At 68.3% G+C, this 22,406-nt stretch carries 19 protein-coding genes; 13 read left to right on the top strand and 6 right to left on the bottom strand.

The window, feature by feature from the left end:
* Window positions 1-14 precede the first annotated feature (14 nt).
* The 7 genes from AC1G9L_RS07470 to AC1G9L_RS07440 all read left to right on the top strand — a co-directional run bounded on the left by AC1G9L_RS07470 (window position 15) and on the right by AC1G9L_RS07440 (window position 8,079).
* A complete protein-coding gene (locus AC1G9L_RS07470; RefSeq protein WP_481070592.1) occupies window positions 15-845 on the top strand; it encodes a M23 family metallopeptidase in 831 nt (276 codons plus the stop codon).
* A gap of 64 nt (window positions 846-909) precedes the next feature.
* Window positions 910-1,305 (top strand): GntR family transcriptional regulator, encoded by a 396-nt coding sequence (locus AC1G9L_RS07465; RefSeq protein ID WP_010344176.1) that lies wholly within the window; start codon window positions 910-912, stop codon window positions 1,303-1,305.
* A complete protein-coding gene (locus AC1G9L_RS07460; protein WP_019801563.1) occupies window positions 1,298-2,209 on the top strand; it encodes an ATP-binding cassette domain-containing protein in 912 nt (303 codons plus the stop codon). The genes AC1G9L_RS07465 and AC1G9L_RS07460 overlap by 8 nt, the downstream gene beginning before the upstream one ends.
* Window positions 2,206-3,594, top strand: coding sequence for a hypothetical protein (locus AC1G9L_RS07455; protein WP_481070591.1), 1,389 nt, complete (start codon window positions 2,206-2,208; stop codon window positions 3,592-3,594). Before AC1G9L_RS07460 ends, AC1G9L_RS07455 begins: the two co-directional genes overlap by 4 nt.
* Window positions 3,595-3,670: 76 nt before the next feature.
* Entirely contained in the window at window positions 3,671-5,275 is a 1,605-nt protein-coding gene (locus AC1G9L_RS07450; RefSeq protein ID WP_019801561.1) for a peptide chain release factor 3, read from the top strand.
* Between the two features lie 109 nt (window positions 5,276-5,384).
* Window positions 5,385-6,056 carry a PAQR family membrane homeostasis protein TrhA gene (gene trhA, locus AC1G9L_RS07445; RefSeq protein WP_010344180.1) on the top strand — a complete coding sequence of 224 codons (672 nt, stop codon included), beginning with the start codon at window positions 5,385-5,387 and terminating at the stop codon, window positions 6,054-6,056.
* Between the two features lie 52 nt (window positions 6,057-6,108).
* Complete coding sequence (locus tag AC1G9L_RS07440; RefSeq protein WP_019801560.1) at window positions 6,109-8,079, top strand: AsmA family protein; 1,971 nt, start codon at window positions 6,109-6,111, stop codon at window positions 8,077-8,079.
* Window positions 8,080-8,233: 154 nt separating this feature from the next.
* Here AC1G9L_RS07440 and AC1G9L_RS07435 read toward each other — a convergent pair whose 3' ends face one another.
* The 3 genes from AC1G9L_RS07435 to mtgA all read right to left on the bottom strand — a co-directional run bounded on the left by AC1G9L_RS07435 (window position 8,234) and on the right by mtgA (window position 10,587).
* Entirely contained in the window at window positions 8,234-8,662 is a 429-nt protein-coding gene (locus AC1G9L_RS07435) for a CBS domain-containing protein (protein ID WP_371181462.1), read from the bottom strand.
* The gene (locus AC1G9L_RS07430) at window positions 8,622-9,644 is read right to left on the bottom strand and encodes a glycosyltransferase family 2 protein (protein ID WP_481070590.1); all 1,023 of its coding nucleotides are present in this window, start codon (window positions 9,642-9,644) and stop codon (window positions 8,622-8,624) included. Before AC1G9L_RS07430 ends, AC1G9L_RS07435 begins: the two co-directional genes overlap by 41 nt.
* Window positions 9,645-9,843: 199 nt before the next feature.
* Entirely contained in the window at window positions 9,844-10,587 is a 744-nt protein-coding gene (gene mtgA, locus AC1G9L_RS07425) for a monofunctional biosynthetic peptidoglycan transglycosylase (protein WP_481071053.1), read from the bottom strand.
* An 81-nt stretch (window positions 10,588-10,668) separates the two neighbouring features.
* Here mtgA and hslO point away from each other — a divergent pair, with 81 nt between their 5' ends.
* From hslO to AC1G9L_RS07410, 3 genes are all read left to right on the top strand, one after another.
* Window positions 10,669-11,562: an Hsp33 family molecular chaperone HslO gene (gene hslO, locus AC1G9L_RS07420; RefSeq protein WP_209029673.1), complete on the top strand. Its 894-nt coding sequence runs from the start codon at window positions 10,669-10,671 to the stop codon at window positions 11,560-11,562.
* A 115-nt stretch (window positions 11,563-11,677) separates the two neighbouring features.
* Window positions 11,678-12,538, top strand: coding sequence for an XOO1806 family protein (locus AC1G9L_RS07415; protein ID WP_371182839.1), 861 nt, complete (start codon window positions 11,678-11,680; stop codon window positions 12,536-12,538).
* 222 nt (window positions 12,539-12,760) lie between these two features.
* A complete protein-coding gene (locus tag AC1G9L_RS07410) occupies window positions 12,761-15,640 on the top strand; it encodes a TonB-dependent receptor domain-containing protein (RefSeq protein ID WP_019801554.1) in 2,880 nt (959 codons plus the stop codon).
* Window positions 15,641-15,767: 127 nt separating this feature from the next.
* On the opposite strand, the gene AC1G9L_RS07405 is transcribed toward AC1G9L_RS07410, so the two are convergent.
* Window positions 15,768-16,379: a TetR/AcrR family transcriptional regulator gene (locus AC1G9L_RS07405; protein WP_010344192.1), complete on the bottom strand. Its 612-nt coding sequence runs from the start codon at window positions 16,377-16,379 to the stop codon at window positions 15,768-15,770.
* A 139-nt stretch (window positions 16,380-16,518) separates the two neighbouring features.
* Here AC1G9L_RS07405 and AC1G9L_RS07400 point away from each other — a divergent pair, with 139 nt between their 5' ends.
* The 3 genes from AC1G9L_RS07400 to AC1G9L_RS07390 all read left to right on the top strand — a co-directional run bounded on the left by AC1G9L_RS07400 (window position 16,519) and on the right by AC1G9L_RS07390 (window position 20,467).
* The gene (locus AC1G9L_RS07400; RefSeq protein ID WP_019801553.1) at window positions 16,519-17,439 is read left to right on the top strand and encodes an alpha/beta fold hydrolase; all 921 of its coding nucleotides are present in this window, start codon (window positions 16,519-16,521) and stop codon (window positions 17,437-17,439) included.
* The gene (locus tag AC1G9L_RS07395) at window positions 17,436-19,922 is read left to right on the top strand and encodes an acyl-CoA dehydrogenase (protein ID WP_019801552.1); all 2,487 of its coding nucleotides are present in this window, start codon (window positions 17,436-17,438) and stop codon (window positions 19,920-19,922) included. The genes AC1G9L_RS07400 and AC1G9L_RS07395 overlap by 4 nt, the downstream gene beginning before the upstream one ends.
* Window positions 19,923-19,990: 68 nt before the next feature.
* Window positions 19,991-20,467, top strand: coding sequence for a DUF4442 domain-containing protein (locus tag AC1G9L_RS07390; RefSeq protein ID WP_019801551.1), 477 nt, complete (start codon window positions 19,991-19,993; stop codon window positions 20,465-20,467).
* A 34-nt stretch (window positions 20,468-20,501) separates the two neighbouring features.
* Here the strand turns inward: AC1G9L_RS07390 and AC1G9L_RS07385 are convergent, their stop codons facing one another.
* Both AC1G9L_RS07385 and AC1G9L_RS07380 read right to left on the bottom strand, forming a co-directional pair.
* Entirely contained in the window at window positions 20,502-20,855 is a 354-nt protein-coding gene (locus AC1G9L_RS07385; RefSeq protein ID WP_010344196.1) for a DUF1304 domain-containing protein, read from the bottom strand.
* A gap of 82 nt (window positions 20,856-20,937) precedes the next feature.
* Window positions 20,938-22,284 carry an MFS transporter gene (locus AC1G9L_RS07380; RefSeq protein ID WP_019801550.1) on the bottom strand — a complete coding sequence of 449 codons (1,347 nt, stop codon included), beginning with the start codon at window positions 22,282-22,284 and terminating at the stop codon, window positions 20,938-20,940.
* Window positions 22,285-22,406: the final 122 nt, after the last annotated feature.

Below are 22,406 nucleotides of genomic sequence, written 5' to 3'. Positions count from 1 at the left end.
GCCGCTGGCTTGCCGTGGTCCTGTCGCTGGCGGCAGCGACCGGCGCGCCCGGGCAGCCGCTGCTGCGCTGGAATGCACCGCGACCCGTGCCGCCACCGCCCCCGGCATGGCTGGAGGTGCAGGCCCGCGACAGCGGCCTGCGCGAGGTGGTGCTGGGCAATCCGCTCGGCGGCCCGGTGCAGATCCGCCTGTTCGGCGACAGCGCCGGCTTCACCACCGTCCCCGCGCTGCCGTTGACCGTGGAGCTGGCCGCCGGCGAGCGCCGCGTGGTCGCGCGCCTGTATCCGTCCGGCGACCTGGCCGAGACCGACGCTGGCGACGCCCGGCTGCGCATCGAGGCGGTGCCCGGCTCGCCGCGTGCCCATGCCGACGTGGCGCTGTACGCCCTGCCCTTCGCCGATCGCCCGGTGCGCATCGACCAAGGCTTCGGCGGCGCCTTCAGCCATCGCGATCCCGCCAACGCCTATGCGCTGGACTTCGCCCTGCCCGAAGGCACGCCGGTGCTGGCCGCACGCGAGGGCGTGGTGATGGAGGTGCGCGACGACTTCCGCGAATCCGGCACCGACCCGCGCCTGGGCCAGGCCGCCAACCTGGTGCGGGTGCTGCACGCCGACGGCAGCATGGCGATCTACGCGCACCTGGCCGCCGGCGGCGTGCAGGTGCGGGTCGGCCAGGCGGTGCGGTGCGGCGAGCGTCTCGGCCTGTCCGGCAACACCGGCCTGAGCAGTGGCCCGCACCTGCATTTCGCCGTCCAGCTCAATCGCGGCCTGCACCTGGAATCGGTGCCGTTTCGCATGGCTGGCCCGCTGGGCGAACTGCGCTTCGCCCATCCCGCCCCACCCTGAGCGCGCCTACCGTTCGTCGGCAGACGCATTGACATCTGCCAAGTGTATTGATGTATTAATACACATGGATGCAACCCACCTCCACGTCCAGCCCAGCGCCCCCGAGCCGATCTACCGGCAGATCGCCGAGCAGATCCGCCGCCTGGTCGCCGCCGGGCAATTGCGCCCAGGCGATGGTCTCCCCTCGGTACGCGAGGTCGCCGCCACCCACGCGGTCAACCCGATGACGGTGTCGCGCGCCTACAGCCAGCTCGAGGCCGAGGGCGTGCTGGAGCGCCTGCGCGGCCGCGGCATGGCCATCGCCGCGACCGCCGCCGCGCCGCAACGGCAAGGACAGCGCCTGGAACTGATCGAACCGCGCCTGCAGGAATTGGTCCGGCATTGCCGGGAACTTGGCCTGCCGTCGCCTCCCGTGATCGAACGTCTTGAACAGTTGTTTGGAGAACCTGGCGATGAGTAGCGTGGTACTGCAGAGCGCAATCCAGGCCGACCTGGACATGGACCTGCCGCTGGCGGCGCACGACCTGCACCTGGCCTTCGGTACCAGCAAGGTGCTGCAGGGCGTGAACCTGCAGGTGGCGCGCGGCGAGGTGGTCGGCCTGATCGGCCGCAACGGCGCCGGCAAGAGCACCCTGCTGGCCTGCCTGCTGGGCCTGCTGCAACCGCAGCGCGGCCAGACGCGGGTGTTCGGCGGCCCGGCTTTGCGCCTGGACGATGCGCGCAAGGCGCAGTTGGGCTTCGTGCCGCAGCAACCGCAGGCCTTCGGCTGGATGCGCGTGGAGGAACTGCTCGCCTTCGCCGCGCAGCTCTATCCGCACTGGGACGTGCAGCGCGCGGACACGCTACTGCGCCGCTGGGAGTTGGATCGGACCCAGAGCATCGGCAAGCTCTCGCCCGGCCAGGCCCAGCGCCTGGCCCTGGTCCGGGCGCTGGCCGCGCGGCCGGCGTTGTTGGTGCTGGACGAACCAGCCTCGGCGCTGGACCCGGTCGCGCGTCGCGACCTGATGCGCGAGATCGTCACCGAAACCTGCGACGCCGGCACCACCGTGCTGTTCTCCAGCCACATCGTCAGCGACCTGGAACGCGTGGCCTCGCGCGTGGCCTTCCTCAACCAGGGCCGGCTGTTGCTGGACCAGCCGCTGGACGAACTCAAGGACCGGGTCCTGCGCATCGGCATCCCGGCGCCGGCAGCGGCGACGCTGGACGCGCCGTTGCGCGGCGAACTGGCGCGCCGCCACGCCACCGACGGCGGTGTCGTGGTGGTGCTGCATGCCGACGAGCTGCCGTCCGCGCTCTTGACCGTCCCCGGCATCCGCATCGACCGGCTGGGCCTGGAAGACCTGTTCATCGAGGTGGTCGGATGAACCGTCTTCCTGCAGATCTGCGCCTGCTCTGCCGCGCATCGGGCGTGACCGGATGGCTGTATCCGCCCACCCTCGCCGCCGCCTTCGCCTGCACCTGGCTGCCTGAAAAAGCCGCCAACCTGCTGCCGCTGGTCCTCACCGCGATCCTGGCGATGTTCGTGTGGATGTTGCTCGGCGCTCGCCTGCTGGGACTGCTGGAACAAGGACGCCAACTGCGTCTGCCGTCCATGGCAGCGCGCTTCGTCAACCTGTTCGGCGCCGCACTGGTCTTGACGGTACTGCTGCCGACGCTGCTGTTCGCCGTGCGCGGCGTCGAGCCTGGCCTGTCCCTGTCGGTCCTGCTGCTCAGCGCAAGCTTCGGCATGTTGGTCGCCACCCTGCCGGCCTGGTGTGCGCCCTTGATCGGCATCTTGCCGGGGACATTCGGCGGCTTTTTGCCCAAGGCCAGTTTCGTGCCGCTGATCCTGCATCCACGCGCCAGCCTGCTGCTCGCTGCGCTCGCCTGCGCGCTGATCAGCCTGTGGTCGTACCGATACTTGCGTGGTCGCCCGGCCGATGCGCTGTCGGCATGGTCGCGCCCGATGTGGATCGGCGTGCAGCAGCGCCAGCCCGGCGACGGCACCACCAAGCAGGCCGTCGAATCGCAGAGCGGGCGCCTGGGCTGGATCCAGGGCATCGCGCGTCCCGCCTTTCCCACCGATCTGCGTCATCAACCGGAACGCGCCATGCGCTATGCCCTCGGCCCGGGCTTCGCCCCCGGCAACGCCGCCGGCACCTTCCTGGCCGCATTGGTCACGCCGGCGCTGCTCCTGCTGCTGTGGACGCCCCTGTTGCTGCGCGCGCAATCGCCGACGCTGCCATTGGTCATGGCCAACGTCATGGCCAATCTGTCCAGCGTGAAGTTCCTGCAACGGCTGTGGCTGTGGCGCAAGCACGGCAACCTGGGAATGATGGAAAGCGCGCTGCTGCCGGGCCTGGGCGCCCCCGGGCAGGCGGGCAAGCTGTTCAACCAGGTGATCCTGAAGCGCGCGCTCGCGGCGATGCTGCCCTGGCTGGGCCTGTCCTGGCTGCTAGGCGCGCTCAAGCATGCGCCGGCGGCCTATTACTCGCTGACCGTGTCGATCACCCTGACCGCGACGCTCGCCGCCAGCAGTCTGCTGTTGGCCTGCATGCGTTGGCCGCGCGGCGCGCTGTTGCTGACCGTGACCCAGTTCGTCCTGGCCATGCTCGGCGGAATCAGCATCGGCCAGGTCGGCCTGCCCGGCGCGGTGGCGCCGCACTGGCTGGCGCCGGCCTGGAGCCTGCTGCTGCTCGGCATGGTCGTCGCCTACAACCTGGTGGCCCGCCAATCCAGCAAACGCCCGCATCCCTGGCTGCTCAACTGAACGGCCCTTGCGGGAAGCCCGCTATAATCGGCGGCTTCCTCCGTTGCCGATGACGCCCCTTGCGGGCGTGCCGCCCATGTCCGAAGTCGCCACCGAAGCTGCGCGCCGCCGCACCTTCGCCATCATTTCCCATCCCGACGCCGGCAAGACCACGCTGACCGAAAAGCTGCTGCTGTTCGGCGGGGCGATCCAGATGGCCGGCTCGGTGAAGGGCCGCAAGGCCGCGCGCCATGCCACCTCGGACTGGATGGCGCTGGAAAAGGAACGCGGCATCTCGGTGACCTCGTCGGTGATGCAGTTCCCGTACGAAGGCAAGATCATCAACCTGCTCGACACCCCCGGCCACGCCGACTTCGGCGAGGACACCTACCGCGTGCTCACCGCGGTGGACTCGGCGCTGATGGTGATCGACGTGGCCAAGGGCGTGGAAGAGCGCACCATCAAGCTGATGGAGGTGTGCCGGCTGCGCGACACGCCGATCATGACCTTCATCAACAAGCTCGACCGCGAGGGCAAGGATCCGATCGACCTGCTCGACGAGGTGGAGACGGTGCTGGGCATCGAATGCGCGCCGGTGACCTGGCCGATCGGCATGGGCCAGCGCCTTAAGGGCGTGGTGCACCTGGTGACCGGCGAAGTGCACCTGTACGAGCCCGGCCGCAACTTCACCCGCCAGGACTCGACCATCTTCCCGTCGCTGGAGGCGCCCGGCCTGGCCGAGAAGATCGGCGAACAGATGCTGGCCGAACTGCGCGAGGAACTGGAACTGGTGCAGGGCGCCAGCCACGCCTTCGACCTGGACGCCTACCGCGCCGGCAAGCAGACCCCGGTGTTCTTCGGCTCCGGCGTCAACAACTTCGGCGTGCAGCCGCTGCTGGACTTCTTCGCCGAGCACGCGCCGCCGCCGCAGCCGCGCGCCACCACCGGCCGCCAGGTGCAGGCCGGCGAGGACAAGCTCACCGGCTTCGTATTCAAGATCCAGGCTAACATGGATCCGCAGCACCGCGACCGCGTCGCCTTCATGCGCATCTGCTCCGGCCGCTTCGCTGCCGGCATGAAGACCCTGCACGTGCGCACCGGCAAGGAGGTCAAGCTGGCCAATGCGCTGACCTTCATGGCCAGCGATCGCGAGATCGCCGCCGAGGCCTACCCCGGCGACGTCATCGGCATCCACAACCACGGCACCATCTCCATCGGCGACACCTTCACCGAGGGCGAATCGCTGTCGTTCACCGGCATCCCCAACTTCGCCCCGGAACTGTTCCGCCGCGCACGCCTGCGCGACCCGCTCAAGCTCAAGCAGTTGCAGAAGGGCCTGGCGCAGCTGTCCGAGGAAGGCGCCACCCAGTTCTTCCGCCCGCTGATGAGCAACGACCTGATCCTCGGTGCGGTCGGCACGCTGCAGTTCGACGTGGTCGCCTACCGGCTGAAGGACGAGTACGGCGTGGACGCCAGCTTCGAACCGGTGGGCGTGGTCACCGCACGCTGGGTGCACTGCGACAACCCCAAGAAGCTGGAAGAGTTCCGCGAGAAGAACGCGATGAACCTGGGCATCGACGCCGCTGGCGAACTGGTCTACCTGGCGCCGACCCGGGTCAACCTGCAACTGGCGCAGGAACGCGCGCCGGACGTGCGCTTCGCCGCCACGCGCGAACACGCACACAGCGTGGCAGTGGAATGACCGTCATGTGACCGCGGGCGTGCGCCGGCTGAGCGCACGCCCAACCGGCGTCGCAGTGCTGCGCCGCAGCGGATGCGAACCGCTCGCAATTGCGCTACCGTGCGGCCCCATGGATGCAGACCGGTCGCCCGCCTACTCGAACGCCGACGCGCAGCCTTCCACGGACTGGCGCGACGAACTGGCCAGTGCGCTGACCCACGGCCTCGGCGCCATCGCCGCGCTGGCCGGCGGCTCGGTGCTGATCACCCTCGCCGCGATCTACGGCGACGGCTGGCAGCTCGCCACCGCGATCGTGTTCAGCGTCACCTTGCTGCTGCTGTACGTGGCCTCGACGCTGTACCACGCCATCCCGCATCCCGGCGCCAAGGCGCGCCTGCAGATCTTCGACCACTGCGCGATCTACCTGCTGATCGCCGGTACCTACACGCCGTTCACCCTGATCGGCCTGCGCGGCCCGTGGGGCTGGGGCCTGTTCGCGGCGATCTGGACCATCGCCGTGGCCGGGGTGATCTTCAAGCTGTTCTTCACAGGCCGCTTCCGCCTGTTGTCGACCATCCTGTACATCGCGATGGGCTGGCTGATCGTGGTGGCGATCGAACCGCTGCTGCGCTCCATCGATGCCTGGACCCTGGGCTGGCTGCTGGCCGGCGGCCTGTTCTACACCCTGGGCACATATTTCTACCAGCGCGACACCGTCCGCTACTTCCACGCCATCTGGCATCTGTTCGTCCTCGCCGGCAGCGTCTGCCACTTCGTGGCGGTGACAGGCCAGGTGCTCTGAGACAGCCGATCGCTTTCGCACCCCGTGCACAGCAGCGGCCTAGGATGGCCGCATGGCTCGCGACCCCGTTTCCGCATCCGGCGCACGCCGCCGCTCCTGGCCCTGGCGGCGCAACGACGGCCGCCTGCGGCGTTGGCCGTTCGTGCTCGGCGCGCTGGTGCTGCTGCTGCTCGTCATCATCCTGATCTTCGACTGGAACTGGTTCAAGGCGCCGGTCGAACGCGCGGTGCAGGCACGCACCGGGCGCGCCTTCCATATCGACGGCAACCTCGACGTGGACCTGGGCCGCATCATCACCGTGCGCGGCGATCGCCTGCGCTTCGCCAACGCCGACTGGTCGAAGCAGCCGCAGATGGCCAGCGCCGACCGCGCCGAACTGGATATCGCGCTGTGGCCGCTGCTGCGCGGCCGCGTGCGCATCCCCGAGATCCGCCTGACCAAGCCCGATCTGCTGCTGGAGACCGGCCCGGCCGGACAGCCCGGCAACTGGGCGTTCGGCCAGTCCGACGACAGCGGCAGGCCGGTGGTTCTGGGCGCCTTGCTGGTGCAGCAGGGACACCTGCGCTTCCAGGATCCGGTCGGGCGCACCGAGATCGATATCGCCGTCGACAGCCAGGTCGGACAACGCCGCCGCGGCGATGCCGCACCGCCGATCGCGGTCAGCGGCGATGGCCGCTGGCGCGGCAACCCCTTCACCCTCAAGGGCAATACCGCCTCGCCGCTGGAACTGAGCGAGAGCGACCATCCGTTCCGCGTCGACCTGCGCGGCAGCGCCGGCAGCACCCGCGCGCACATGCGCGGCACCCTGACCAATCCGTTCCAGTTGCGCGTGTTCGACTTGCAACTGCAATTGGCCGGCACCGACATGGCGCATCTGTATCCGCTGCTGGGCATCGCCATTCCCTCCACCCCGCCCTACCAACTGGATGGGCGCCTGCAGCGCGACGGCGATCGCTGGCGCTACCAGGACTTCCGCGGCCGTGCCGGCGACAGCGACCTCGCCGGCACCGTGCAGATCGATACCGCCGGACAACGCCCGTTCCTGCGCGCCGACCTGCGTTCGCAGCGGCTGGATTTCGACGACCTGGCCGGCTTCGTCGGCGCGCCGCCGCGCACCGGTGCCGGCGAGACCGCCAACGCCGAGCAGAAGGCGCAGGCAGCCAAGCTGGCCGCCACCGACAAGGTGCTGCCGTCCACGCCCTACGACCTCGGCAAGCTGCGCGCGATGGACGCCGACGTGCGCTGGAGGGCGCAGCGCATCAATGCGCCATCGCTGCCACTGGACGACATGGACGCGCACCTGAAGCTCGACGACGGCGTCCTGCTCCTGCAACCGCTGAACTTCGGCGTCGCCGGCGGCGACCTGCGCTCGGACATCCGCATGGATGCACGCAAGCCCACGCTGTTCACCCGCGCGCAGGTGTCGATCCGCGGCGTGCAGCTGGGCAAGCTGTTCCCCGACGGCAAACTGGCCAAGGAAGCGGCGGGCGCGATCGGCGGCGAGATCGCGCTGGCGGGCAGCGGCAACTCGATCGCGCAGATGCTCGGCAGCGCCGACGGCAGCGTCGCCGTCGGCATGGGCAAGGGCCGCATCAGCAACCTGGTGATGGAGCTGGCCGGGCTGGATATCGCCGAATCGCTGAAGTACCTGGTGACCAAGGACCGCGAGATCCCGGTGCGTTGTGCGTTCGGCGACTTCGGTGTCCAGCACGGATTGATGACCTCGCGCGGCCTGGCCTTCGACAGCACCGACACCCTGCTGGTCGGCAGCGGCACCATCGACCTGAGCCAGGAACGCCTGGACCTGCTGCTGAAGGCGCAACCCAAGGACCACAGCATCCTCGCGCTGCGCTCGCCGCTGCGCGTCGGCGGCACCTTCAAGGACCCCAGCTTCCGCCCCGACCTCAAGGCCCTGGGCCTGCGCGGCGCCATCGCCGTCGCCCTCGGCAGCATCGCCCCGCCAGCCGCCCTGCTGGCGACCATCGAGACCGGGCCGGGCAAGGATATTCAGTGCGGCCGTTGAAGCCGGGAGTGGGGAATCGGGAATAGGGAATCGCAAGATCAAAAGCGAATTCCGCGCATCCATCGTGTCGGGCCACCGATGTCTCAAGGTGGATTAAGGAGATCGGCGCTTTTGATTTCCTATTCCCAATTCCCCATTCCCGACTCCCAGCCCCTCAACTCCTGATGTACTCCTGCAACTGATCCAGCTCCTCGCGCTGCTCTTCGATCACCGCCTTGACCAGGTCGCCGATCGAGATCACGCCGATCACGCGGCCGGCGTCCACCACCGGCAGGTGGCGGATGCGCTGCCCGGTCATCAGTTCCATGCACTGCTGCACGCTCTGCGCCGGGTCCACGGTGTGCACCTTGCTGCTCATGATGTCGCGCACCGGCGTGGTCGCCGAGGAGCGGTCCTGCAGGACCACCTTGCGTGCGTAGTCGCGCTCGGACAGGATCCCGGACAGTTGTCCGTCCTGCATCACCAGCACCGCGCCGATGCCCTTGGCGGCCATCAGCCGCAGCGCCTCGATCACCGCCGTGTCCGGCGCGACCGCGTGGATCTCATTGCCCTTTTCGCTCAAGACCTGCCGTACCGTACGCATCGCTGCCTCCCGGTTCGCTTGATCGCACGGCCGAGCATACTCCTTCGCCCGGTGCGCGCCAGGTCTCCACCAGGTACAGCGGTCGCTGTTTGGATTCCTCGTACAGCCGGCCCAGGTATTCGCCGATCAGGCCCAGCGCGATCAGTTGCACGCCGCCCAGGAACAGGATGACCGCCATCATCGTCGGCCAGCCCGCCACCGGGTCGCCCCATAGCGCCGCCTTGACCACCACCCAGATCGCGAACAGGAAGGCGCCGACCGCGGTCGCCAGCCCGAGATAGGTGGCCACCCGCAACGGCGCGGTGGAAAACCCGGTGATGCCGTCCAGGGCGAAGTTCCACAGCCGCCACAGGCTGAACTTGCTGCGCCCGGCCAGGCGCGGCGCGCGCCGGTACGGCACCGCCAGGCGGCGGAAGCCGATCCAGCCGAACAAGCCCTTCATGAAGCGATGGCGCTCGCGCAACTGCCGCAGCGCGGCCAGCGCGCGCGGCGACAGCAGGCGGAAATCGCCGGTGTCGGCCGGGATCGGCGTCTTCGACAGGCGCCCGATCACCCGGTAGAACAGCGCCGCGGTGCCGCGCTTGAGCCAGCCCTCGCCTTCGCGCACCAGGCGCGTGCCGTAGATGTCGTCGTAGCCGGCGCGCCAGTGCGCGACGAACTGTCCGATCAGTTCCGGCGGATCCTGTCCATCGGCGTCCAGCAGCATCGCCGCGCCGCGATCGACGCAGTCCAGCCCGGCGGTCAGCGCCAGTTCCTTGCCGAAATTGCGCGACAGGCGCAGCGCACCGACCCGCGGATCCGACGCGGCCAGCGCCTGGATCGTCTCCCAGGTGGCATCGCGGCTGCCGTCGTCCACGTACAGCACCCGCCCCTCCAGCCCAGGCACGGCGTCGAGCGCGGCAAGGATGCGCGGGTGCAGCAGCGGCAAGGTCTGCGCCTCGTTGAACGCAGTGACGACGACGGTGAGGCGTTCGGATTCCATCGGCGGATGGTACGGAGCGGCCTGCGCGTTCACCAGCGGCGCGCGTATCCCTGGCAAAAGCGGGAGCTCCTCCCTTCTCCCACTGGGAGAAGGTGCCCCGAAGGGGCGGATGAGGGTGCGCCTGCCGCCGAACCCCACCAGGCTCACGTGCGGCCCTACCCTCACCCCAACCCCTCTCCCGGGGGGAGAGGGGCTCAAGCTACGGCGCCTGCAGGTAGGACGGGCCGCCCAGTTGCCGGGTCTGGCGTTGGATCCAGTTGGCGCGGCCCTGCACGTAAGGGCCGGGACGCGTGGCGTTGTAGCGCTGCGGCGCCGGCAGCACCGCCGCCAGCAGCGCGCTCTGCGCCGGCGTCAGCTGCGCCGCGTCCTTGTTCCAGAAGCTGCGCGCGGCCGCCTGCGCGCCGTACACGCCGTCGCCGAACTCGGCGACGTTGGCGTACACCTCAAGAATGCGCTGCTTCGACCACAGCGCCTCGATCAACACCGTGTACCAGGCCTCCAGCCCCTTGCGCAGCCAGCTGCGGCCCTGCCACAGGAACAGATTCTTGGCGACCTGCTGGCTGATCGTGCTGGCGCCGCGCAGGCGCCCGCCGCGGGCGTTGTGGTCGCGCGCCTTCTCGATCGCATCCAGGTCGAAGCCATGATGGCTGGGAAAGCGCTGGTCCTCCGCGGCGACCAGCGAGATCGGCAGGCTCGGCGCGATCTGCGCAGAATCGCGCCAGTCGTAGGCGATGCGGTAGGACCAGTCGCCGCCGGCCCAGGCACCGAGCTGGCGCTCCAGCATCATCGCCGAGAACGGCGGATCGACGAAGCGCAGCAGCAGCACCTGCGACACGCTGGCCAGCACGAACAGCAACGGCGCCAGCAGCAGCCAGCGGCGCCATCGCCTGGTCCGTGGACGCGGCGATGCGGCGCCACTTGCATCGCGGCGCCCCGCCCCCATTCCTATGCTTTCTTCGATCTGGTCCACCATGACGATCCACGTTCGTGCGGTCGCCATCTTCCCATGCGCAGCGAGGCCGCAATGCATTCTTCCGACGATCGTCTGACCCGCTTCCTGCTCCCCGGCGCCGGCGTGCGCGGCGTGCACGTGCGCCTGCACGACACCTGGCGCGAGATCCTGGCGCCGGCCAGCTACCCCGCCGCGGCCACCGAATTGCTGGGCGAGGCCTGCGTCGCCGCGGCCCTGTTCACCGGCCACACCAAGGTCGACGGCCGCCTGTCGGTGCAGTTGCGCAGCCAGGGCGCGCTGCGCACCTTGTTCGCCGAATGCACCGCCGCCGGCACGCTGCGCGGCATCGTCCAGTTGGGCGAGGGCCAGGACGCGCCGCGCGACCTGCGCGCGCTCGGCGACGACGCCCTGCTGGCGATCACCATCGAGAACCCCGGTCTGGATCCGCGCGAACCGCAGCGCTACCAGAGCCTGGTGGCGATGTCCTCGGCCGAACTGGACGAGGCCTTCGAGGACTACTTCCGCCAGTCCGAGCAGTTGCCCACGCGGCTGATCCTGGCCGCCGACGGCAGCCACGCCGCCGGCCTGCTGCTGCAGAAGCTGCCCGGCGACGCTGGCGACGAGGATGGCTGGAACCGCGCCGGGGCGCTGTTCGAGACCGTCGGCGAGGCCGAATTGCTGGCCACGCCGGCCGAAACCCTGCTGCACCGGCTGTTCCACGAGGAGACCCCGGAGCTGCTCGGCGACCGCCCGCTGCGCTTCGGCTGCTCGTGCTCACGCGAGCGGGTGGCGGCGATGCTGCGCTCGCTCGGCGAGGAAGAAGCGCGCGCCGCCGCCGAGGCCACCGGCCAAGTTGAGATCCGCTGCGAGTTCTGCGGCCGGCACTATGACTTCCCCTTGACGGAATTCGGAGTATTGTTTGCCGTAACGCAGGCTGAACCGGCATCCTCGGAGCGCTTGCACTAGCTGAAATGCGCGTCGCGACCGGGGAGTCCGACTTGTTAAAGAAACATAAACCCACTAGCATCGACCACCCTGCCTGGCGGGAACTTTCGTTCCCGCCCCAAGTCTCAGATTGCTGATGCGACCCTTCCTGCGCCTACCGCTCGCCCTGCTGATCGCCCTTGCGGCGAGCACGGGCGCGCACGCGCAGAGCAAGCCGGCCAGCGGCCAGGACCGCACCGTCCTGCCGGTCTGGAACAAGGGCAGCGGCAAGGTCGAGGCGCTGCTGTACCTGGAGCCCACCGGCGAACAGGCCGTGGGCGCGCGCTGGCATTTCGGCCGCAACTCGCTGGATGCCGCGTTCGGCCTGTCCTCCGGCGACTCGCTGGGGCTGCTCTGCAACAGCGCCAGCGGCAGCAGCATCAGCGGGCTGGCCAGCCACTGCATGCTGGCCAGCCTGGGCGACGACGACGGCACCACCGGCCACCACGTCGCCGCCACCACCACCTTCAACCGCCCCGGCGGGCGCCTGTCGCTGTCGGCCGGCACCGGCCGCGAGAACCTCCCCGCTTGGCTGGCCGGCGCCAACAAGACGCCATCGATGCGGATGGAGCAGAACGACCTGACCGTCTTCGCGCAGCAGAACATCGGCCGCGAGGGTTTCGTCTCGATCGGCGGCACCTACGCCAAGGCGCGCCTGGTGCCGATCGCCGACGCCACCCCGGCCATGCTCGACCGCTGGGACAGCAAGAGCCTGAGCATCGGCGGCGGCTACGGCTCGTTCAGCGCCAACGTCATCGGCCGCGTCGTCGACGCCCCCGGCCAGCCCGGCAAGTGGACCGGCCTGGGCGTAGGCCTGACCTGGCGCACGCCGTGGAGCGGCCAGCTGACCGTGGGTGCCGAGAACGTCATCACCCGCGGCAAGAACCCGTTCTCGCCGAACAACATCAGCACCGAAGAGGGGACCATCCCCTACGTGCGATACGAGCAGGACCTGTAGCGAGCAGCCTGCGGCATATGCCGCCCCATCACAATGCATTTTGTGATGGAGACGTGATTTTTAATCGAATTCACGTCAAAACACTCCCTTGTTAACGGGACTTTAATTCTTCCTCCGACCGGGATAACATCCAGGCACCCTGAAGGGATTTGGAATCGCGCTTTCGATTCCGCCCACAGGCAAACCTTGGGCTTTACCCAATCTCATTCGGAGAGATAGCTAATGAATTGCAAGACCAACAAACTGCGCGACGCAGTGGTGCTCGCGCTGGTCGTGGGCGCTGGCGGCAGCACTGGCGCAGCCTTCGCTCAGGACGCGAGCACCAGTGGCGCCACCAACCTGGATCGCATCGAAGTCACCGGTTCGCGCATCCGTTCGGTGGACGTCGAGACCGCCCAGCCGGTCTTCACCGTATCCTCTGAGGAGATCAAGAAGTCCGGCCTGGTGAGCGTCGGCGACATCCTGCAGAACCTCACCGTCTCCGGCACCCAGACGTTCAGCAAGGCAGCGGTGCTGACCTCGAACGCGGAACAGGGCGGCCAGTACGTCAACCTGTACAACCTGGGCGAGCAGCGCACCCTGGTGCTGGTGAACGGCAAGCGCTGGACCTCCAGCCTGGCCGGCTACACCGACCTGTCGACCATCCCCAGCGCCCTGATCGATCGCATCGAAGTGCTGAAGGACGGCGCCTCGGCGATCTACGGCTCCGACGCCGTTGCCGGCGTGGTCAACATCATCCTGCGCAAGAATTTCGAAGGTGCCGAAGCCTCGGCGCTGTTCGGCCAGAACGGCCGCGGCGACGGCCAGAAGCAGTCGTACTCGATCACCCTGGGCGCCAGCGGCGACCACTCCTCGCTCGTGTTCGGCGCCAGCTACACCAAGGAAGATCCGGTGTTCGCCAAGGACCGCGAACTGACCCGCACCACCTTTGGGCCGAACCACCCGCTGGACGGCCTGAGCGCCACCGGCCCGTGGGGCCGCTTCAACTACAACGGCAGCACCTACGTCCTCAACCACACCGGTTCGTGGGACGGCAACGGCGTCGGCGCCGATTCGCGCAACCTCGCCAACTACCACAACGGCCTGACCACCGACGATCGCTTCAACGTCACCCAGCAGATGATGCTGGCGCAAGGCAATGAGACCAAGTCGGTATTCACCTCGGGCAGCTTCGATCTCAACGAGAACATCACCTTCAAGTCGACGGCGATGTACTCCGAGCGCGATTCCACGCGCCAGGTCGGCGGCTATCCGCTGAGCGCGACCTCGCAGCGCACGTTCCCGGTCTCCATCAGCGGCCAGAGCTACTACAACCCGGTCGGCCAGGACATCACCTCCTGGTTCCGTCGCATCACGGAAGTTCCGCGCGTGTCGGAAAACGACGTCAAGAGCTTCCACTTCGACGCCGCTCTGGAAGGCGCGTTCAATGTCGGCACCCATGGCTGGAACTGGGACGTCGGCATGAACTACAACAAGTACGACGTCACCCAGATCAGCACCGGCAACGTCAACTTGCTGGCGCTGCAGAAGGCCCTGGGGCCGTCCTTCCTGAATGCACAGGGCGTGGTCCAGTGCGGTACCGCGGCCAACCCGATCGCGCTGGGCACCAACCTGGCTGCCGGACAGTGCACGCCGTTCAACATCCTCGGCGGCCCGTCCGCGTCCACCGCCGACGCGTTGAAGTACATCAGCACCCTGGGCCAGGCCACCCAGCAGAGCGTAAGCAAGCAGTACTTCGCCAACATCACCGGCGGCCTGTTCGACATGCCGGGTTCGGCAGGCGAATTCGCGTTCGCGGCAGGTGTCGAGCACCGCGAAGTCAGCGGCTACGACTACCCGGACCAGCTCTCCAGCGCCGGTTACACCACCGACCTGGCCGCCGCGCCGACCACGGGCAAGTACAAGACCAACGAAGCGTACCTGGAACTGATGATTCCGGTCCTGAAGGACGTGCCGTTCGCCAAGGAACTCTCGTTCGACGTGGCGAGCCGCTACTCGGACTACGACCGGTTCGGCAACACCACCAACAGCAAGTTCAGCCTGACCTGGAAGCCGGTCGAGGATCTGCTGGTGCGTGGCACGTACGGCAAGGGCTTCCGCGCCCCGACCCTGGACGACACCTTCGGCGGCGGCTCGCAGTCCTTCGATCCGTTCACCGATCCGTGCGATGCACGCTTTGGCCAGCTGTCCACGCCGGCCGTGGCAGCGCGCTGCGCGTCGGAAGGCCTCTCGACGAACTTCCGCCAGACCGACAACGCCGGCCAGCCTGTCAGCGCCCGCGAAACGCAGAGCAACACCGCGTTCCAGGCCGGCGTGGGCAACGCCGAGCTGCAGCCGGAGTACAGCAAGACCCGCACGGTCGGCCTGGTCTTCAGCCCGCACTGGGTGCAGGGCCTGGACTTCTCGCTCGACTGGTACAAGATCAGCATCTCCAACGTGATCACCGCGGTCAGCGCGACCTATGTGCTGAACCAGTGCTACAACGGCGTTACCTCCTTCTGTAACTACACCCGCGATGCGGCCACCGGCCAGGTGGTCAGCCTGAGCCGCGGCAACACCAACCTGGGTGCGCTGGAAACCGAAGGCTACAACTTCGTCGCGAACTATCGCCTGCCGGAATTCGCGGTCGGCCAGTTCTCGCTGCGACTGGACAGCAACTACCTGGTTGCGTTCCGGCAGCAGAGCGACAACGGCAGCCCGTGGAACGACTACGCGGGCTACTGGAACTACCCGCGCGTTCGGGCCACGCTCGGCGTGAACTGGGTCAAGGGCGACCTGTCGGCCAGCTGGAACCTGCGCTACTACGGCGGCTACCGCGATTACTGCCAGTACGCCGAAGAGTGCAACGAGCCCGACTACCAGACGCCCAACGCCGGCTGGGGCGGTGGCGTGGGCGCCAACAAGAAGGGCGCCATCACCTATCAGGACGTCTCGATGACCTGGTCGGCCCCTTGGAACGGCGCGGTCACCGTGGGTGCTCGCAACGTGTGGAACAAGCAACCGCCGATCACCTACTCGCTGACCAACAACAGCTCCTCGTCCATCGATCCGATGCTGGACTACGACCGTTACCTGTTCATGCAATACACCCAGCGGTTCTGATACAGCAGATGTAGCGACAACAAAAACGGCCCCGAAAGGGGCCGTTTTCTTATGCAGCCAGCTTTTTCAATACAAACAAATCGGCCAGCTAGCGTCGCATTCAATACGAATGCAAATGCTGCAGGAATCAGCCGGGAATCAAGGTCACGATGACGTGTTCGACGTAGGCCTCGAAGTCCTCGCGCGCCTGCTTGGGCTGGTGCAGTTGCAACGACAGCTGCAGGAAGCCGACGTAGGCGGCATAGGCCAGGCGTGCGCGATGTTGGGCGTCGGTGCGACTGAGCCCGGCCTGGCGGAACGAGGCGATCAGGTACTCCATGCGCCGCTGCGAGACCCGGTCGATCACCGGGCGCACCGCGGGATGGTCGAGCGCCTTCAGCAGCTCGCTGTAGATGACGTGCGGCTTGACCTCATGCGCGACCAGTTGAAACAGCGCGCGCAGCCGCGTGCGCGGATCCGGCACTTCTTCCAGGCTGCCGAACACCTGCTGCTGCTCGACCAGTTCCCAGCGTTCCAGCGCAGCCTGCAGCAGCGCATCACGCGAGGGGAAATGCCAGTAGAAGCTGCCCTTGGTGACGCCCAGGCGCCGCGCCAGCGGCTCCACCGCCACCGCGCTCACGCCCTGTTCGGCGATCAGGTCGAGGGCGGCCTGCGCCCAGTCTTCGGCACTGAGCCGGTTGTTGCGGCCACCGCCGGAAGCGGCGCCGTCGTCGGAGGAAGAAGCGGGCGCGGTATTCATCCGTGGATTTAACCATACGGGGACGTCAGTTGCAGTATGTGGCCTTCGCGCGGTGGGCGCAAACGCCCGGCAGCATTGGCTTTTCGCACCCATACTGCATCGTATTGACATGCCGCGCCGGGCGACCATACTATCTCGTATGGTTTCTGCTTCCGCCACTGTCGCGCAGTCCGTCCCGGCCACCCTCTCGGGCGCTGGCGAGCTGGCGCTGGCTGCGACCGTCACTGGTCCCGGCGAGGCAGGCTCGGTGCTGTTCGCACATGGCTTCGGCCAGACCCGGCACGCGTGGTCGGCAACCGCCGCGGCGCTGCAGGCGCACGGCTACCGCAGCGTCGCCTACGACGCGCGCGGCCATGGCGACTCCGCACGCAACCCGGCGGACCTGCCCTATCGCGGCGAGCAGTTCACCGACGACCTGATCGTGGTCGCCGGCGAGATGTCGCCACCGCCGGTGCTGGTTGCCGCGTCGATGGGCGGACTGTTCGGGCTGATCGCCGAATCGCGCTGGCCGGGCCTGTTCCGCGCGATGGTGCTGGTGGATATCACCCCGCGCTGGCAACCGGCCGGGGTCGAACGCATCCTCGCCTTCATGACCGCGCACCCTCAGGGTTTCGCCAGCCTGGACGACGCTGGCGACGCGATCGCCGCGTATCTGCCGCAGCGCGCGCGCAAGTCGCCCGAGGCCTTGCGCAGCGTCCTGCGCCAGCACGCCGATGGCCGCTGGTACTGGCACTGGGATCCGCGCCTGGTCGAAGAGCTGGCGCGCGACAGCGACCAGCATCAGGGCGCGATCGCGCAGGCCGCCGCGCACGTGCAGTGTCCGCTGCTGCTGATCAGCGGCGGCCGCAGCGACCTGGTCACGCCGCAGACTATCGAAGAATTCCTGTCGCTGGTGCCGCACGCGCAGCACGCGCATCTGCCCGAGGCCACGCATATGCTGGCCGGCGACGACAACGCCGCATTTACCGCCACTGTGTTGCACTACCTGGACGCCCTGCCACCGGCCTGCGCCGGCGCATCGTCCGCCGTCACCGAGTACCTCCCCGGAGCACGCCCATGAGCATCATTGCCCCCTTCCTCGTGTTGTTGCTGGCCGGCGCGTTCGCCGCCTATCACCGCATGCGGCTCGCCGTCTGGGCCGCGTTGAGCGCCACGCTGCTGGTCGCGTGCTGGCTGCTCGGCGCCAACCACGTCGCCACCATCGTCGCGGCCGTCGTGCTGGCGGTGGTCGCGGTGCCGCTGCTGTTGCCGTTCGTGCGCAAGCCGCTGCTCACCGCGCCGATGCTGAAGGTGTTCCGCAAGGTGCTGCCGCCGCTGTCGCAGACCGAGCGCATCGCCCTGGAAACCGGCTCGGTCGGCTTCGAAGGCGAACTGTTCACCGGCGATCCGGACTGGCAGAAGCTGCTGAACTATCCCAAGCCGCAGCTGACCGCCGAAGAGCAGGCCTTCCTCGATGGCCCGGTGGAAGAACTGTGCCGGATGACCAACGACTGGGACATCACCCATGTCCATGCCGACCTGCCGCCGGAACTGTGGAGCTTCATCAAGAAGAACAAGTTCTTCGGCATGATCATTCCGAAGGAATACGGCGGCCTCGGCTTCTCCGCGCTGGCCCACCACAAGGTGATCCAGAAGATCGCCTCGGTGTCGAGCGTGGTCAGCTCCACCGTCGGCGTGCCCAACTCGCTGGGCCCGGGCGAACTGCTGCTGCACTACGGCTCCAAGGAGCAGAAGGACTACTACCTGCCGCGCCTGGCGGTGGGCCAGGAAGTGCCCTGCTTCGGCCTGACCGGTCCGTTCGCCGGCTCCGATGCCACCTCGATCCCCGACTACGGCATCGTCTGCAAGGGCGAGTGGAACGGCGCCAACGTGCTCGGCGTCAAGCTGACCTTCGACAAGCGCTACATCACCCTGGCCCCGGTGGCGACCCTGGTCGGTCTGGCGTTCCGCATGTACGACCCGGAAGGCCTGATCGGCGACACCAAGGACATCGGCATCACCCTGGCGCTGCTGCCGCGCGAGACCCCGGGGGTCGAGATCGGCCGCCGCCACTTCCCGCTGAACTCGCCGTTCCAGAACGGCCCGATCCACGGCCGCGAGGTGTTCATCCCGCTGAGCCAGCTGATCGGCGGCGTGGAGATGGTCGGCAAGGGCTGGAACATGCTCAACGAGTGCCTGGCCGTGGGCCGTTCGATCACCCTGCCCTCCACCGCCAGCGGCGGCGCCAAGTTCGGCGCGGTCGTCACCGGCGCGTATGCGCGCATCCGTAAGCAGTTCGGCCTGTCGGTCGGTCGTTTCGAAGGCGTGGAAGAGGCGCTGGCGCGCATCGGCGGCAAGGCCTATGCGATCAGCGCGCTGTCGCAGGCCACCGCCGCGGCGGTGGACCGCGGCGACGTGCCGTCGGTGCCGTCGGCGATCGCCAAGTACCACTGCACCACGATGAGCCGCGAGGTCATCAGCGACGTGATGGACGTGGTCGGCGGCAAGGGCATCATCCTAGGCCCGCGCAACTTCGCCGGCCGCAGCTGGCAGGCCGCGCCGATCGCGATCACCGTGGAAGGCGCCAACATCATGACCCGCAGCCTGCTGATCTTCGGCCAGGGCGCGATCCTGTGCCATCCGTGGGTGATGAAGGAGATGAAGGCCGCCGGCAATCCGGACCACAAGGCCGGCGTCGACGAGTTCGATCGCAACCTGTTCGGCCACATCGGCTTCGCCATCTCCAACGCGGTGCGTTCGCTGTGGTTCGGCCTGACCGCCGCACGCATCGGCGCCGCGCCGGGCGATGCCTACACCCGCCGCTACTTCCGCAAGCTGGATCGCTACTCGGCGAACCTGGCGCTGATGGCCGACGTGTCGATGCTGATGCTCGGCGGCAAGCTGAAGTTCAAGGAGTCGCTGTCCGGACGCCTGGGCGACGTGCTGAGCCACATCTACATGACCAGCGCGATGCTCAAGCGCTACCACGACGACGGCGCGCCGGCCACCGATCAGCCGCTGCTGGCCTGGGCCTTCCACGACAGCGTGCACAAGATCGAGCTGGCGCTGTCGGCGGCGCTGCGCAACTTCCCGATCCGCCCGGTCGGCTGGTTGATGTGGGCACTGATCTTCCCGTGGGGCCGCCGTGCCGAGGCGCCGGGCGACCGCCTGGGCCATCGCGTCGCCGCACTGCTGATGACCCCCAACGAAGCCCGTGATCGCCTGGGCCAGGGCGTGTTCCTGACCCCGTGCGAGAACAACCCCGGCGGCCGCATCGCCAGCTATCTGACCAAGGCGGTGCTGGCCGAGCCGGTGGAGCGCAAGTTCCTGAAGGCGCTCAAGAGCAAGGGCATCGAGGCGCTGGACTTCGCCTCGCAGCTGGACGAGGCGGTGCGCCAAGGCGTGCTGTCGGCCGACGAACGCCGTCAGCTGGAGGAGTTGCGCGAGATCACCATGGACACGATCAGCGTCGACGACTTCGACACCGACGAACTGCGCTCGGCGAGCTACTACCAGCGTGCCGCGGCCGCGGCCGCCGACGGGCATTCGCGCGAAGCGGCCTGATCCTTCTGGTCATGCGACACCCACGACGGCGGACTTCGGTCCGCCGTCGTGCGTTTGAGGACACAGTCATGAGCCAACTGCTTTCGCTCTATCGCCGCATGCAACGCTGGCCGGCCGGCTCCTGGCTGTTCGCGCGCGCGGTGTGTTTCAAGGCGCCCTACTTCGCCAGCATCGCCCCGCGCATCACCGTGCTGCAGCCGGGCCGCTGCGAGGCGCGCATCGCGCACCGGCGCCGCGTCAGCAACCACATCGGCACCGTGCATGCGATCGCCCTGTGCAACCTGGCGGAACTGGCTGGCGGCCTCATGGTCGACGCCAGCCTGCCGTCCTCGATGCGATGGATTCCCAAGGGCATGCAGGTGGACTACCGCAGCAAGGCGGTGGGCCCGATGCATGCGGTGGCCACGCCGGACGTGGCGATCGTCGCCGCCGAGCGCGGCTACGACCTGCCGGTCAGCGTGGAGATCCGCGATACGCGCGGGCAGGTGGCGTGCGTCGCGCGCATCGCCATGTGGGTGTCGCCACGCACGCCGAGCACCGCCTGATCGCCGCGCTACGTGTCTGCAGCGCGGGTGCGGCTCAGTACGCCAGCAGCACCGCCGCGATCGCCAGCGCCGCCGGCAGCGCCTGCACGAACACGATGCGGCGGCTGACGCTCCAGCCGCCGTACAGGCCGGCCACGACCACGCAGCCGAGGAAGAACAGCATCACGTCGACCCGCTGCGCGACCAGGCCCCAGGCCAGGCCGGCGGCGAGGAAGCCGTTGTAGAGCCCCTGGTTGGCGGCCAGCACTCGCGTGGCCTGCGCCTTCTCCGGGCTGTTGCGAAACACCTTCATGCCCAGCGGACGCGTCCACAGGACCATTTCCAGCACCAGGATGTACAGGTGCAGCAGCGCGACCGCGCCGACCAGGATCGAAGCCAACAGGATCATCGTGCTATCCGGCACAGGAGACAGGGCGCCAGCATAGCCAGCGTCCCGATGGGCGGCCAGTCCTCGGCCACGCGGCGACGGCTCAGCGCGTCGGCGGCGTGCGTTCCGGCGGCAGCTTGGCCGCCTCGCGCAGCAGCCGCCACGCGCCCAGGGTCATGCCGGAGGCGGCCAACAGGCCCGCGACGAACACCACCTGCGAGCCGAACCCCGACAGCAGCTTGTACAGCCAGGCGAAGCTGAGGTCGCTGCCACGGTAGATCACCGTATCGATCGCCGCGCCGGCCTTGTAGCGCCATTCGCGGCCGACCCGGGTGTACAGGGTCTCGCGCGCCGGCTTGGCCAGGGAGAACTCGCCGGCGCGGGTCACCACCTGCACCACCGCCACCAGCATCGGCAGCGGCGACACCGCCAGCACCGAATAGCCGAGCAGGATCGCGCAGCCGGGAATCAGCAGCGCCGGTCCGATGCCGAAGCGCGACAGCAGCGCGCGGGTGACCAGCAACTGCATCACCAGGGTCACCGCGTTCACCGCCAGGTCGATGTTGGCGTAGAAGGCGGTACTGGCCGCCGCATCGGTGTACAGGCGGCGCACGATCGCCGCCTGTTCGTTGTACAGCAGGGTGCCCACGCCCACGCCGAACACCGACATCAGCGCCAGCCAGCGCAACAGCGGTTCGCGCGCGATCAGCTTCAGCCCGGCCAGCACGTCGCCGCCCATCGGCGCCTCGCCGCCGACCACGCCGCGCTCGCGTTCGCGGGCGACCGCCCACAGCCGCAGGCGCAGCAGGCACACCACGCTGACCACCAGGAAGCCGGCCGACACCAGCATCAGGTTGGCGATGCCGACGCGCTCGACCAGGCTGCTGGCGATCACCGGCCCCAGGAACGCACCGAGCGTGCCGGCGGCGCCGATGTAGCCGTAGCAGGCGCGCGCTTCGGCGTTGCTGAAGACATCGGCCATGAAGCTCCAGAACACCGCCACCGCGAACAGGTTGAACACCGAGATCCACAGGAAGAAGGCCATGCCGCGCCCGGGCACGCCGCTGTCGAACAGCACGTAGAACAGCAACAGCGTGGCGATGAAGAAGCCGTACACCACCGGCAGGAACACCCGCCGCGGATAGCGGCTGACCAGCGCGCCGTAGATCGGCTGCAGCAACAGCATGATCAGGAAGGTGCAGGTGAACAGCACCTGCAGCGCGAACTCCTTCAGCGGCATGCCGTGCGCCGCGAAGAACGCGATCATCGCCGGCGGGAACACCGCGGCCACGTCGGCGGAGGCGCCCATCGCCTCGCGCACCGGCCGCAGCACGTAGTAGCCGCTGAGCAGCGAGAAGAAGTACAGGAACGCCCACGCAAGCGGCGGCGAATCGCGCAGGGCGCCGCGCAGCCGCGCCAGCGCACCGGGAGCATGCGGGGTGGCGCTCATCGGCGGCGGACCCTGGCGCAGGAACGGGACATGGCGATTTTCGGGGGGCGGAAAACGCGCACGGTAGCTGATGCACCGCAACACCGCCAGCGCGTGCGCGATCCGCAGCCCGCGCCATACGC

Source organism: Xanthomonas sp. NCPPB 1132 (assembly GCF_056629235.1).
The sequence above is the reverse complement of the archived record's forward strand: the minus strand, read 5'-3'. Positions and strand labels throughout refer to the sequence as shown.